Source organism: Frateuria sp. Soil773, assembly GCF_001428405.1.
GTDB lineage: Bacteria > Pseudomonadota > Gammaproteobacteria > Xanthomonadales > Rhodanobacteraceae > LMSL01.
In genome coordinates, this window is record NZ_LMSL01000002.1 from 81,028 (window position 1) to 93,409 (window position 12,382).

Annotated in this window: 9 protein-coding genes; 5 read left to right on the forward strand and 4 right to left on the reverse strand. The window is 69.9% G+C overall.

What is annotated here, in order from left to right; translation table 11 throughout:
* From ASG87_RS19025 to ASG87_RS00515, 3 genes are all read right to left on the reverse strand, one after another.
* A partial coding sequence (locus tag ASG87_RS19025; RefSeq protein ID WP_200948952.1) for a lytic polysaccharide monooxygenase occupies window positions 1-717 on the reverse strand: 717 nt, incomplete at its 3' end.
* 391 nt (window positions 718-1,108) lie between these two features.
* Complete coding sequence (locus tag ASG87_RS00510; RefSeq protein ID WP_055999194.1) at window positions 1,109-3,166, reverse strand: glycosyl hydrolase family 18 protein; 2,058 nt, start codon at window positions 3,164-3,166, stop codon at window positions 1,109-1,111.
* A 720-nt stretch (window positions 3,167-3,886) separates the two neighbouring features.
* Window positions 3,887-5,734: a glycoside hydrolase family 9 protein gene (locus tag ASG87_RS00515; protein WP_055999197.1), complete on the reverse strand. Its 1,848-nt coding sequence runs from the start codon at window positions 5,732-5,734 to the stop codon at window positions 3,887-3,889.
* A 329-nt stretch (window positions 5,735-6,063) separates the two neighbouring features.
* Between ASG87_RS00515 and ASG87_RS00520 the strand changes: the two genes are divergently transcribed.
* Entirely contained in the window at window positions 6,064-8,283 is a 2,220-nt protein-coding gene (locus tag ASG87_RS00520; RefSeq protein ID WP_162258284.1) for a prolyl oligopeptidase family serine peptidase, read from the forward strand.
* A 166-nt stretch (window positions 8,284-8,449) separates the two neighbouring features.
* Here the strand turns inward: ASG87_RS00520 and ASG87_RS00525 are convergent, their stop codons facing one another.
* Complete coding sequence (locus ASG87_RS00525; RefSeq protein WP_055999203.1) at window positions 8,450-9,058, reverse strand: ABATE domain-containing protein; 609 nt, start codon at window positions 9,056-9,058, stop codon at window positions 8,450-8,452.
* 165 nt (window positions 9,059-9,223) lie between these two features.
* On the opposite strand from ASG87_RS00525, the gene ASG87_RS00530 reads away from it, so the two are divergent.
* The 4 genes from ASG87_RS00530 to ASG87_RS00545 all read left to right on the forward strand — a co-directional run bounded on the left by ASG87_RS00530 (window position 9,224) and on the right by ASG87_RS00545 (window position 12,341).
* Window positions 9,224-10,477, forward strand: a complete 1,254-nt coding sequence (locus tag ASG87_RS00530) for a glycoside hydrolase family 2 (RefSeq protein WP_235499528.1) — start codon at window positions 9,224-9,226, stop codon at window positions 10,475-10,477.
* 293 nt (window positions 10,478-10,770) lie between these two features.
* Window positions 10,771-10,971, forward strand: coding sequence for a hypothetical protein (locus ASG87_RS00535; RefSeq protein ID WP_157510809.1), 201 nt, complete (start codon window positions 10,771-10,773; stop codon window positions 10,969-10,971).
* A 59-nt stretch (window positions 10,972-11,030) separates the two neighbouring features.
* Window positions 11,031-11,783, forward strand: coding sequence for a TetR/AcrR family transcriptional regulator (locus ASG87_RS00540; protein ID WP_200948954.1), 753 nt, complete (start codon window positions 11,031-11,033; stop codon window positions 11,781-11,783).
* Between the two features lie 156 nt (window positions 11,784-11,939).
* Complete coding sequence (locus ASG87_RS00545; RefSeq protein WP_200948956.1) at window positions 11,940-12,341, forward strand: VOC family protein; 402 nt, start codon at window positions 11,940-11,942, stop codon at window positions 12,339-12,341.
* Window positions 12,342-12,382 lie beyond the last annotated feature (41 nt).

Genomic DNA, 12,382 nt, shown 5'->3' on the forward strand with positions numbered 1-12,382 from the left:
TGTCGGTGTCGGTGTCGGCGTGGTGCCGCCGAAATCGGCGTCGATCACGTGGTAGAACGCGTTGCCCGTATCGGCGATCTCCCACACCGCCAGGATGATCTGGTAGCCCTGCCGCGCAGGCACGTTGCACTGGTGCGATACCGAGGCGGGCGGCTGCACGCCGCCGCCGTCCACGGTACAGAAAGGCACCAGGTCGAAGCTGTCGCGGGTCAGCGGGGCGTTCGGGTTCCAGCCCGGCTTGGTGATGTAGTAGCGCCAGTTGGTGGTGGCGTGGCGCGCGGTCAGTGTCCAGGTGAAGGTGTTGGCGCCGGCCTGCAGGCCGACCTTGCTCCAGCGGCCGGCGCTCTGCTGGTCCATTTCGGGAAACGCGCCGTTGGCGCTGGCGATGTGGCCGTCGGCCGGGCCGGCGGCGGGAAAGCCCTTCGGCGCCTCGGTGCTCTGCGGCTCCCACTGGATCGCGCCGCAATCGGTGTTCACGTGGGTGGAACACAGGTACGCGCGGCTGGCGGGCGCGCTCACGTAGCCGTGCGCCATCGCCTCGTGGGCGAACGGCGCGGCGCAGGCCACGGCAAACAGCGCCTTCGCCAGCGACGGCGTGTTTCGCCGCGGATGCGCGGCCGCCAGTGGCGGCACGTGCGGCAAGACGGCATCGGCTCTCCTCGCGCCGATGCCGAGCGCGGCCAGCGCCGCGCTCAACGGATTGGTCTTCAACGACATCACGGTTCTCCCTCCGGTTGGATGTGTGCGGTGCCGGGATGTGCGCGCGACGGATCGCGTCGTGCATCCCGGCTCCCCGGTCCCCTGAATCAACGCTCCCTAGGTCCGGCAGGACCGCCGCGCCGGGCAAACGGCACGGCGGCCCGCCGCCGTGGATCACGTCCCTGTCAGCGTTGGCTTCCCTTCCGGGCCGCAAGCGCGCGCCTGGGGCATCCGGACTTCCCACGGAACAGGCGTCCCATCCACCGCGTGGACACGACGCTTGCCTTCGCCATCGGCCATGCCGCCACCGGACCGCCAACTTTCACGGCGATCGGCCAGCGGCTTGCGGATGGACCTCGGCAGGGCCGGCGCCTCCCCGCGGATGCGGGAAGGCGCCGGCACGGTTGCGCTACTTCAGCCCGTCGGCCATCGCCTTGAGCAGCGTGGCGTTGGCGTCGTCCCCGCTGAACTCCCAGGAGAACGCGCCGCCCAGGCCGTTGGCCTTGATGTAGTCCGTCTTGCGGCGGATGTTGGCCGGATCGTCGAACGTCCAGAACGTGCTGCCGTTGTAGATCCAGTGGGCGCCGGCGGCGGTGTCGTCGAAGGCCGGCCAGGCGAGGTTCTTGAGCACCTTGTAGTCCTCGATGCCCGCCTCGTAGGTGGCCGGCGCCGGGGTGCCGCTCTGGAACAGGCCGTTGTTGACGTTGCCCACGCCGGTCCAGCCGCGGCCGTAGAAGCCGATGCCGAGGTTGATCTTGGACGCCGGCATGCCGGCATCGATCATCGCGCGGATCGCGTCGTTGGTGTTGTAGTGCTTGGCGTCGCCGGTGGACGGGTCGCCCAGCGGCGCATACAGCGGCGAGTGGAAGTTGGTGGTCGCTTCCCAGCCGCCGTGGAAGTCGTAGGTCATCACGTTCACGAAATCCACGTAGTCCTTGTATTGCGCCGGTTGCGTGACGCGGATCTTGTCCACGCCGGCGCCGGCCGCGATGGTCAGCAGCAGGCCCGGGCGCACCGCGTCGAGCTGGTGGCGGAACTCGGCCAGCAGGGCGGTGAAGTTGGCCGTGTCCTCGCTGCCGCCGCAGGACAGGCCGCAGGCCGCCGGGTACTCCCAGTCGATGTCGATGCCGTCGAACACGCCGGCCAGCGCGCCCGCGCCGCCCGCGCCGTCGGTCGCGGGCAGGTCGCCCTTGATGTAGGCGTCGATGCAGGACTTCACGAAGGCTGCACGGTTCTCCGGGCGCGCCGCGCTGGCGAAGCCGCGCGACCAGGTCCAGCCGCCCAGCGAGATCAGCACCTTCAGCTTGGGATACTTGGCCTTCAGCTCCTTGAGCTGGTTCCAGTTGCCGCGCAGCGGCTGGTCCCAGGTATCGCCCTGGCCGCTGACGCTCTCGGCCGCCGAGAAGCTCTTGCTGTAGTCGGCGTAGGCATCGCCGCCGACGCCGGTATCCGGGTCGGACGGCTGGGTCACGCCCACTTCGCAGCGGTTGTTGCGCACGTTGCCGAAGGCGTAGTTGATGTGCGTGAGCAACGCCGCCGAGCCGCTGGTGACGAGGTCCTTCACGTTGTAGTGACGGCCGTAGATGCCCCACTGGGTGAAGTAGCCGACGTTGCGCAGGCCGTCGGAACCGCCGTCGTCGGCGCGGGTGGTGGCGATCGCCGCCGCGGATTGCGCCGACGCGTTGCCCGCGTTGTCGCGCGCACGCACGGTGTAGCTGTACTGCGTGCCCGGCTTCAGGCCGGTGTCGGTATAGCTGGCCGCGCTGGGCGAGGCGACCTTGCTGCCGTCGCGGTATACGTCGTAGCCGGCCACGCCGCTGCCGCCGGCGTTGTCGGTGGAGGCGCTCCAGCTCAGCGCGACGCTGAAGCTGCCCTGCGGCGTGGCGACCAGGCCGGTGGGCACGCTGGGCGGCACGCTATCGCCGCCGGTGCCGCCGGGCTTGACGCTGATGCTCACGCTGGCCGAGCTGGCGCTCGCGCCCTTGTCGTCGGTGGCTACCGCCTTGAGCGTGTAGCTGCCGGTGGCGGCGGGCGTCCATGCCACGCTGAAGGGCGCCGAGGTATCCACGCCCAGCGAGGTGCCGCCCTGGAAGAACTCGACCTTGGCCACGCTGCCGTCGGCATCGCTGGCGGCGGCGCTGACCGTCACGGTATCGCCCAGCTCGTACTGCGCGCCTGCCGCGGGCGCGGTCAGCGCCACCGCGGGCGGCTGGTTGCCGCTGGCGCTGCAACTGCCGAGGTCCTGGTACCAGCCGCAGGAGGGACAGTAGTCGGGAGGCGTGTTCCAGATCGGCGACTTGGCCTCGTAGAGGCGCTGGTTGTAGGTCATGTGGTCGCCGGCGGCGTAGATCGCCGACGGTGTCCAGGCCGCCACGCCGTCGCACTGCGCGGCGCGGGCATGCCCGGCAAGGCCCGTCAGGGTGAAGACGAGCAGGAACAGCAATGGAATCTTCCATCTCGGATGCATGAGCGTTCTCCGTTCGGATACGGGTATCTGCCCGCGCCAGGCGCAGGCCGGCGCCACCATGGCGCCACACAGCAGCGTTCCCGCGCCGTTGCCGGCACGTGCCCTCGCATGTCCGAAAGTCGTCGTCCCCGCACCCTCCCGGTGCGCTCCCCCGGTATCCCTACCGCCTCCCGTCTCCCGCATGCTCCCCAAGGACAGCCGGAAGCTGATCCGATATGACAACGTTGTCAACGTCAAAAATGTAGGGTTTCTGCCTGAGATCGCAAAACCGTGAGGTCGTCCGTTGTCATTGCGTTAAACACGGCACCCAAAGGGCTTGCTTATTACTTTTCTTCATGGACGTTCGGACGTCTGGACGTCCGTTTTTCACTCGCCCCGTGCGACTCGCCGGATGAATGGATCGATCCAAGGCACGCCGGTCCGACCCGGCCGGCATGCGCCGGCTTTCCGGAAAAGATCGATACCGAAGGGTCGACACCGATCTCCGCTGTGCCTGCGCATGGCTCCAGGGCGCCCTTGGGCCCGACGCCCCGTCGAACCGGGCCTGCACGGCGCCGGTGTGCGCCCCTGCTTGGGCGAATACCGCTCGCCACCGGTCGTACCACTGCACGACAGGCACATCCCCATCCCATGGAAGGCCGGACTCGGCCTGCCGCCATGAGGCAAGCGAACCTGGCACATCCGGATCGGACCCGAGTCGCCGGACCCGATCCGGCCGCCTCACTTCCTGCCGGCTTCCGCGCCGGACGTTGGGCGGGCGGCCACCGCCAGCAGGTACCACGCCGAATGCGGCAGCCACTGCTCGCCCCAGCGCCAGTCCACATCCTTGCCGGTCTGTGCGTAAGGCAGGTTGAAGTCGATGCCGCGGTCGTCCTCCAGCCCCGAGGTGACGCCGTTGACGATGCCGCCCGGCGTCTGCGTGTACTGCCAGCTACCGAAGAAGCCGTACTCGGGATTGTTGCGCCCCGTGCCCTGCAACATGCTGGCATCGAAGGGATTAAGGCCGAGGATCCAGTTCAACTGGTCGGCGGCGTACGCCTGCAAGCGCCGCTGGAACGCGGGGTCGTCGCCGAACAGGGGTACGGCCAGGCGCGCGGCGGCGGCCAGCGAGGCCAGGCGCGCGTTCTCGCCCTGCCACCACGGCGCGGTTTCGGTGTCGTGCGGGAAGAAGAACGCGCCGTACCGGCCCCTGCTGCGACTCTGCACGTACTGGCGCGCCAGGCCGAACGGGTTGGCCACCTCGCGGGTGATGCCCAGCTCGAACTGCAGCGAGCGCCGCACCGCCTCGCGGATGCGCGCCTGCATCGGCGTATCGGCCAGCGCGTGGTAGCGCAGCAGGCTCACCACCGGTGCTCCGGCGTCGGAGGGGTGGAAGAACGGCCGGTCCTTGCCGTCGGCGCGCCAGTAGTCCCGGTAGGCGCCGTCGGAAGCCAGCCGTTCCATCAGGTTTTGCGCACGCTGCCCGGCCGCGGCCGCATAGACCGGCTTGCCGGTGGCGCGCAGCAGCTCGGTGGCGGCGACCAGCGCGCCGTAGTCGTCGACGATGTTTTCCACGCCGTCGTTGAGCAGTTCGCGGTTGTGCGCCTGGAGATAGGCGAACGCGTCCTCGGCATGCTGCAGATACGTCTTGCGGTCGAAGTCCCCACCCGCCCCCAGCCGCGCCGCGATGGCCAGGCCGGCGATGGCGAAACCGCCGCCGCTGCGATAGCCCGACTCGTAGATGCCGTCGTGCCGGAAGGCCTGCTGGTCCTTGGCGCTATCCTTGATGCCGAAGCCGGTCATCGTATGGGCGATGCGGCGGTCCTGCGCCTTCTTGCCGGGCCCCGGCGCCTGGATGCTCTCGTAGAACGAATGGCCCGGCCGGTGCATGCGCACCAGGAAGTCGGCGCCGTAGCTCATCTCGTCGATCAGACGACGCTCGATCTGGGCGAAGTTCGGGTCGTGCCGCGCCTCCAGCAGCTCGAAGCTGCGGCCCAGGCTGTACACCACCAGGGGCACCTGCTGCGGGTTGAAGTAGGTGCTGAAATCCAGGTGCGACAGGTGGATGCCGTAGTCGCCGGTGGCGTCGTACCAGCCGCCGCGCGCATCGATGGGTGGTCGCGGGGAACCCTCGAACGCGAGGTGCCGGTCCGCCTGGTCCATGTCGCCCGATGCGCGCTCGGCCTTGAAGTAGGCGAGCACGCTGGAGAGCGTGGCCCGCTCCAGCGCGTTCTGCCGCACCGCGAACGGGAACGAGCGCACCACACCCTCGCTGTCCGGGCGGCCATCGCCGCATTCGACCGTGTAGCGCCCTTCCTTCTGCAGGGCGCCGAAGTCGAACGTCCAGAAACGCCAGTCGCGCCAGTCGGCCACCCGGATTCCGGGCGCGGCCTTGCCCTGGAACACCACCGCGCCGCCCGGGTAGGCGCGCACCGCGCACTGCGCGAAGCGGTCGCCGGCGCCGCCCTGGATCACCGCCTGCTTGGGACCGGCAGGCTCGTAGCCCACGTGGTTGGTGAGGATCCGCGCCGGCTCCGCTGCCGGCGATGCAGATATCTGGAAAACCGCAAGCGCAGCCGCGCCTAACACGTACCGTTTCCTCACGCATGTCTCCTCGAGCTTCCAAGGGTGGGCCGCAGGATCGCGCCGGCGCCGACGACAGCCCCTGGCGCCAGCGGAGGGGGATCGGGCAAGGTATACGCAGCCGGCCGCCCCTGCAAAAAGTGCCGCGCCGCCGTTGGATGCGGATGCGTTGGTGCCCATCCCATACCCGACCGCCTCGTCGCGCCTTCCTCGACGCATGCCCGCCTGCGAATTCGTTGACAGCGTTCGCACTCCGGGCCATGGCATGGCAGATGGCCGTGCCTCGCCGCGAATCGGGGATTAGGCTCGCCTGGTTCCCCCTCGAGGACACCGCCATGCATCGCCACCCCCGTTCGCACCGCCAGCCGCTCGTCCGGCGTGCCGCCGCCCTTGCCTGCATGCTGGCCCTGGCCGCACTTCCCGCCTTCGCCGGCGACCCTGCGCCACCGCCCGAAGCGCGCGCGACCGACGTGGTCGACCACGTGTTCGGCGCGACGCTGCACGACCCCTACCGCTGGATGGAGGGCGAGCACAACGCCGAATTCCAGCAGTGGCTCGCCGCGCAGGGCGAGTACACGCGCGCACGGCTGGATGCGCTGCCCACGCTGTCGAACTGGCGGCAGGCGCTCGCCAGGACCAACGGCGACACCGTGGTCCACCGCGCCCAGCACTATGCCGGCGGCCGGCTGTTCTTCATCCGGCAGACCGCGCAGGGCAACGGCACCCTGATGGTGAGAGAGGCGGACGGTTCCGAGCGCGCGCTGCTCGATCCGGCCACGCTCGACGGCAAAGGCGGCCACGCCTCGATCACCCTGTTCACGCCTTCCCCGGACGGCGGCAAGGTGGCGGTGAACATCGACCATGGCGGCAACGAGGTCACGCGCCTGGAGGTGTTCGACGTGCGCAGCGGCAAGCCCACCGGCGATGCCGTCGAGCCGGTGTGGGGCGAGTTCGGCGCCGAGTGGCTGCCCGACGGCGGCGGCTTCGCCTATACCCAGATGGTGCCGCCCGGCCGGCGCGCCGGCGGCGACCCGTTGCTGGGCATGCGCACGCGCCTGCACCGGCTCGGCACGCCCGCCGCCCAGGACCCGATCCTGCTGCGCGCCGGCACCGGCGCAGGTGCCAGCGCATCGTTCCCGGTGCCCGCCAACCGTTTCCCGGTGATCGAGTTCCCCGCCGGCTCGCGCTGGGCCCTGGGCTCGTTCTCGGGCGCGCAGGCCGAGAAGCGCTACTGCGTGGCACCGCAGGCCGAGGCGGTGAAGCCCGGTGTGCACTGGCGCTGCATCGCCGGCCTGGATGACAAGGTGCAGTCGGCCGCCCTCCACGGCGACACGCTCTACCTGGTCTCCACCCGCGCGCGCTCCGACGGCCAGGTGCTCGCGCTCGACCTGTCGCGCCCGAACGCGTCGATCGGGGACGCGCGCTCCGTCCTGCCGCTGCAGGGCGACGAGATGGTCTCCGGCATCAGCCTGTACGACACGCAGCAGGTGGCGACGGCGCGCGACGCGCTGTACGTGAAGGTATCCCGCAACGGTCTCGACGGCATCCGCCGCGTCGACTACCGCACCGGCAAGGCCGAGGCCGTGCCGATGCCGCTGGCCGGCGCCGCCTCGCTGTTCCGCGCCGACAGCGGCGAGGACGGCTTCCTGCTCGAACTGCGCGGCTGGACCACGCCGCCGAAGTCCTGGCGCTACGACGCGGCCGGCCGCGCCCTGCGCAGCCTCGGCCAGGACGAGGCCAGCCCGGCCGACTACAGCATGATCGAGGCGACCGAGACCGAGCTGGTGAGCCGGGACGGCACCCGCGTGCCGCTGACCGTCCTGCATCGCAAGGACGCCGCGCTGGACGGCTCCCACCGCGCCATCCTGTTCGCCTACGGCAGTTACGGCATATCCGTCCTGCCCTCGTTCAAGCCGGTGCGGCTGGAGTGGGTCAAGCACGGCAACGTGTTCGCCTACGCGCACGTGCGCGGCGGCGGCGAAAAGGGCGAGGCCTGGCACCTGGCCGGCAAGGGGCCGAACAAGCACAAGGGCGTGGAGGATTTCGTCGCCGGCGTGGCGCGCCTGAGCGAGCTGGGCTACAGCCGGCCGCAGCGCACGGCGCTGCTCTCGGGCAGCGCCGGCGGCCTGCTGGTCGGCGGCGCGGTGACGCATTACCCCGACAGGTTCGGCGCCGCCGTCTCCCTGGTCAGCTTCTTCAACCCGGTACGCATGCTGCAGATGCCCAACGGCGCGAACCAGATCGGCGAATTCGGCGATCCGCGCAAGGCTTCGGACTTCCCCGCGCTCCTGGCGATGGACCCCTACCAGTCCATCAAGCCGCACACCGCCTACCCGGCGATGATGATGGACGTGGGCCTCAACGACAGCCGCATGGCGCCGTGGCAGACCGGCAAGTTCGCCGCCCGCCTGCGCGCCGCCGACACCAGCGGGCGCCCGGTCTGGATCCGCACCGACGCCAACGCCGGCCACGGCATGCAGGCCTCGCTCGGCGCCGAGGCGGCCGAGTTCGCCGACATCTATGCGTTCCTGGATGCGCAGTTGCCGGGGTCGTAGCGCGGGATGGCGGGCAAGATCCGAAGCCTGCCGGGCGTTCGGGCCGCACGGGTCGCGCGCCGCTTCGTCGTCGCCACGCGGAGCGGCGCGCGCCTCCACGGACGGCTTGCCTGGACGGCAGCAACCGGAGAGCGCCCCCGCTATCGCCAAGAATGGCCGCCCCCGGTCAGCCCCGGCGATAGCGCTGCATCTTCTCGGCGGTGCCACAGGTCTCCATCGCGCACCAGCGGCGGCGGCGGTTCTTGCTGGTATCGAGGAACAGCCACCCGCAGGAGGTGACGTTGGCGCAGCGGCGGAGCCGCGAGACGTCCGGATCGCCGAGCAGGTCCAGCGCATCGAGCGCGATGCGCTTCAGCGGCAGCAGCGCATCGCGGGCATCGGCACGCCAATGCATGTGCCCGTCCGCGCCGAGCGACTGGCTGGCCCAGGCCCGGTGCAGCCAGCGATCGAGGCCGCGCACCGCCTCTGCGGGCGGCGTCTGGCCGTCGATCCGCGCGGCGAACAACGCATGCAGGTGCTCGCGCAGGGCCGCCACCTCGCGCATCAATGCCGCGCGCTTCTGCGCGGTCCGCGGCTCGCGGACGCCGTCGTCCGGGTGCAGCGCCCCGGTGCGCCCGCTCCACGCGATGAAACGCTGCGGATCCTGCACGTAGTCTTCCGCGTCCGCGGCGTAGCGGTCGTGGATGGTGTTGACGAAATCCAGGCACAGGCGCCCGCCGTCCAGCCGGACGGCGGCTACCGGCCGAGGGATCGCAGGAGGGGGCGCGGGCGACATGCGGTACGGCTCGATTCTCAGGTCCAGATCCAGGAGCTACCATCTAAACGATTTTAAGTGGTAGCCTGCTCGACGACATCGACCTCACGACGGCGAGACCCCTGCATGATGCCCCAATCGTCCCCTTCGACGGCACCAGCGGCCGACGCGACGCAGCGCAGACTGATGGCCGGCATCGTCGTCGTGACGCTGCTGACCGCCATCCTCATGATCGTCGACCTGGCGATCGGCGGCCGACCCGACCCGGCGCCGCTGCGCGCCGCATCCACCCTGCTCGACGGCCCCTGGCGGTTCCATACCGGCGACGATCCGCAATGGGCAGCCGCCGGCACGGACGACAGCGCCTGGGAAACCATCGACATGACCGCCCCGCCCGGCAGCCACGACGGCGACGTGGGCCTGCCCGACTACGTGGGCGGATGGATGGCGCACGGCCATCCCGACCACCACGGCTACGCCTGGTACCGGCGCACGGTGACGGTGCCGGCCGGAAGCGCGTCGTGGGACATCCTCGGGCCGACCCTGGTCGAGGACGGCTACGAGCTGTACTGGAACGGCCAGTTGCTGGGCAGCTCGGGCAGGCTCGGCCCCGATCCGCGCCTGGTCGGCACGCGGCCGCTGAAATTCGCCCTTCCCGCCGGTGTCGCGGGCACCCGCGGCGTGCTGGCCGTGCGTACCTACATGCTGCCCGGCTCCGGCGCCAGCGCGGATGGCGGCGGCATGCACACCCCGCCCATCCTGTCGCCGCGGCCGGCGAGCGATGCGCTGCACCGCGCGCAATGGCAGCGGACCATCGCCGGCTACATCCTCGATGCGGTCGAGCCGGCCGCCATGCTGGCGCTCGTCGGCCTGGCGCTCGTGTACGGCGCGCGCAGCAGCCGCAAGGGCTTCCTGGTGTTCGCCTGCATCGCGCTCGTGCTTACGGCGGCCAGGCGACTCAACAACGCGATCGTCGCGTGGACCGACCTGCAAGACCTGGTCACCTATACATGGCTGGCCTCGGTGATGTGGGTGCCGACGATGACCGCCTGGGTGCTGGCCTGGAATCGCTGGTGCCTGCCCGCGTGGCGAAGCGTCGACGCGCTGGCCGTCGCGCTGGGCGTCGCCGGCATCGTCGGCGCCCTGGCCCACTTGCCTGTCTGGACAAGCGTCAGCCGGCTGGGCTCGCTCGCGCTGTTCGTCGTGATCGTCGCGCGCATCGTCCGCGGCGGCCCGATGCGCGTCCTGGCGCTCGTCACGCTAGTCTCGGTCCTGACCACGCTGTTCGGCCCCGAGCTGCTCGACACGATCGGCGTGCCGGGCATCTGGTTCCCGTTCAACATCGGCGTGGCGCGGACGCAGTACATCTACGCGATCAGCATCCCGCTATTGGCCTTCCTGATCGTGCGCACCCTGCTGCCGAGGAACGCACGGCAGTAGCGGGAGAACGCCGGTGCACCGCGACAACCCGCGGTGCACCGGCGCCCCCTTCTCCGCGCATAGCCGAACCGCCTCGTTTTTCACGCGGCGTGCACGGTACGAAACAGGAACCGAACCGGCATCCGGCTGGCACGAAACCGGGCAAGCCCGCCCGCCTGCGACGCAGGCGAGTACGCCTCCTCCCGCCACTCCGACGCCGTAGCCGTAGCCGTAGCCGTAGCCGGGCCATCGTCTTGCAGCCGGCAGGAATGGCGCGCACCATCGCGAAACCGGACCACACGAGGCGACCGCTCATGAGCACTCCCCTCAGATTCGACCGTCAAACCGAGCTTGGCCCCTACATCGCCTGGATCAGGAAACTCGACGACAGCGAATACACCGTCTTCGTCCAGGTCGGCGAGCACCCGCTGACGGGCGACGACGAAGCCACGTTCGAAACCGAAGAGGATGCCCTCCGGGCCGCCGACGAGCTCGCCCATCGGTTGCAGAGGTAGCCTGGGCGCTGCAACGATGCCGGCGACCCTGCGATCTTGCGCACCTGCCCGATGATCCGGTGCCGTATCTGGAAGCGCCGGCCGGCACTGCACGGGCAAATAGCCCTGAGCCACCGGACTACGCGTGGCAGCGGACAGTGCAACCGCGCGGAAATGAAACCGGCGCCGACATTCCCTGGAATCCAACGGGCATGAAACCCTCATCGCCATCGCTGCGCCCTCGCAAGAAACCCGTACAGCCGCGCGCAGTCGAGACCTACGCCTGGATGCTGGAGGCCGCCGCGCAAATCCTCGAAAGCCAGGGTATCGACGCCTTCAACACCAACCTCGTCGCCGAACGCGCCGGCGTGAGCATCGGTTCGCTCTACCAGTATTTTCCCGGCAAGGAGGCGCTGCTGGTTGCGCTGATGCAGCGCGAGAAGGCGTGCATGGGCGCCGATGCGGCAACCGCGCTGGCCGCGCCCGATGGCCGCGCCGCGCTGGCGCACATGGTCGGTGCGGCCGTGCGCCACCAACTCGATCGCCCGGAGCTGGCGCGGCTGATCGATGTCGAGGAAACACGACCCGGAGTACAACAGGAAGTCGAGAACGTCAGCAATTACCTTGGACTGCTGCGAAGCACGCTCGCCCGCCCCGACCTGCCGCCGCAGCCCGACCCGGAGGCCGCCGCCGCTGACATCGCCGCGCTGGTGCGCCTGTTGGTGGACGCCGCCGGCGCACGCGGCGAGACCGATGCGCAGCACCTCGAGCGCCGCGTGCTGGCGGCGATCCTTGGCTACCTCGGCGCGCCATCCGGCATTGGCGACCGCTGAAATGTGAGCAACGGAGCACCCAGCCGAAAGGCGGCATGCCTCGAGCCCGCAGCGACACCCGCCACGCGCGGACAAGGCATGCGAGTACGCGGGGCCAGGCTCTGCCGACATCATGAAGTCACCCGGATCACCCGATCCATCGCTCCTGGGAACCTCATGTCCAACACGCCTTTCGCCATGAAACTCAACCACCTCAGCTTTCCTTCCCACGACCCGGCGCGCACCGCGGCCTTCTTCGAGACCTACCTCGGTTTCGCCATCGCACCGGCCGAGGGCCACTGGATACTGAAGCGCCCCGGCTTCGACGTGGTCATCGAGGACGTCCAGCCGGAGATCCCCCAATGGCCCCGCACCTTCCACGTCGGCTTCGAACTGCCGTCGCGCGCAGACGTCGAATCCCTGCATGCACGGATGCTCGCCGATGGCGTGCCGATGGAAACGGACGTGATCGGCCACGAACGCGGATCGCGCTTCTTCTGCCGTGCACCCGGCGGCGTCATGTTCGAACTCAACACCCGCGCCGATGCATCGCCGGAATATCGCGGCACGTTCGACTGAGGCGGGGCGACGAATTCGTTGGCACCCGGCATCAGGGCAGC

Coding starts and splice junctions, on each gene's coding strand:
- ASG87_RS00510 (WP_055999194.1), bottom strand. CDS start 3,166: ATGCATCCGAGATGGAAGATTCCATTGCTGTTCCTGCTCGTCTTCACC.
- ASG87_RS00545 (WP_200948956.1), top strand. CDS start 11,940: ATGTCCAACACGCCTTTCGCCATGAAACTCAACCACCTCAGCTTTCCT.
- ASG87_RS00525 (WP_055999203.1), bottom strand. CDS start 9,058: ATGTCGCCCGCGCCCCCTCCTGCGATCCCTCGGCCGGTAGCCGCCGTC.
- ASG87_RS00520 (WP_162258284.1), top strand. CDS start 6,064: ATGCATCGCCACCCCCGTTCGCACCGCCAGCCGCTCGTCCGGCGTGCC.
- ASG87_RS00530 (WP_235499528.1), top strand. CDS start 9,224: ATGGCCGGCATCGTCGTCGTGACGCTGCTGACCGCCATCCTCATGATC.
- ASG87_RS00535 (WP_157510809.1), top strand. CDS start 10,771: ATGAGCACTCCCCTCAGATTCGACCGTCAAACCGAGCTTGGCCCCTAC.